This window comes from Arthrobacter sp. 9V (assembly GCF_902506065.1).
Taxonomy (GTDB): Bacteria; Actinomycetota; Actinomycetes; order Actinomycetales; family Micrococcaceae; genus Arthrobacter.
Genome location: NZ_LR732930.1, coordinates 1 through 1,008 on the forward strand (window position 1 = coordinate 1; position 1,008 = coordinate 1,008).

Here is a 1,008-nt window from a genome sequence, read left to right on the forward strand (position 1 = left end):
TCCTCACTCCGGCTCGCTCGTCTTCTCGCCGATGACCTGCTCGTCGGACGCCTTCGCGCCCTCCGCGCCGTCCGAACGGCCGCCACCCACGACCACGTCGTCCTCGTCGAAGCCGAACGCGATGTCCGGGGCCTCGAGCCGCACGCGGTCCGCGCTCTCGTCGTCGGGCTGCAGCTGCGACTCCCGTTCTGCGGCGACGCGCTTCAGGTAGTTCGCGACCTCGTGCTCGGTCGTCTCCTGGTCCCACCCGAGCACGTCCGCCATGAGCTTCGCGGCGACGGGCGCCGCTGACTCGCCGCGGTCCCAGGCCTCGATGGAGATGCGGGTGCGGCGGGCAAGGACGTCCTCCAGGTGCAGGGCGCCCTCGTGCGAGGCGGCGTACACGACCTCGGCGCCGATGTAGTCGTCGGCCCCGGGTAGGGGTTCGGCCAGCGCGGGGTCCTGCTCGACGAGCTGCAGCACCTCGGTCGCGAGGGTGCCGTACCGGTTGAGCAGGTGCTCGATCCGGACCTTGTGCACGTTGCAGCTCCGTGCGGTGCGGGCGCGTCGGTTCCACGCGGCCGGGTAGCCCTCCGCGCCGAGGAGCGGGATGTCCTCGGTCGTCGACTCCGGGATCCTGCCGTCCATGGCAGCGACGGCCTCGTCGATCGCGTCCTTGCCCATCACGCGGTACGTCGTCCACTTGCCGCCGGCGACGACGACGAGCCCGGGCACGGTGTGCGCGACGACGTGTTCGCGGCTGAGCTTCGACGTCTGGTCGGACTCCCCCGCCAGCAGCGGGCGGAGGCCGGCGTAGACGCCCTCGACGTCCTCGCGGGTCAGCGGGACGGCGAGCACCTTGTTGACGTGCTCGAGGATGTAGTCGATGTCCGCCGCGGTCGCCGCCGGGTGCGCCTTGTCGAGGTACCAGTCGGTGTCGGTCGTGCCGACCAGCCAGTGCCGGCCCCACGGGATGACGAACAGGACGCTCTTCTCGGTGCGCAGGAACATGCCCGGGCTCAAGAAGGA

Annotated in this window: 1 protein-coding gene; it reads right to left on the bottom strand. The window is 71.2% G+C overall.

The annotated features are described in order from the left end of the window. Positions 1–3 precede the first annotated feature (3 nt). Positions 4–1,008: glycerol-3-phosphate dehydrogenase/oxidase (locus tag BACI9J_RS22425; RefSeq protein WP_159736625.1), on the bottom strand; the 1,005-nt coding region annotated here is incomplete at its 5' end.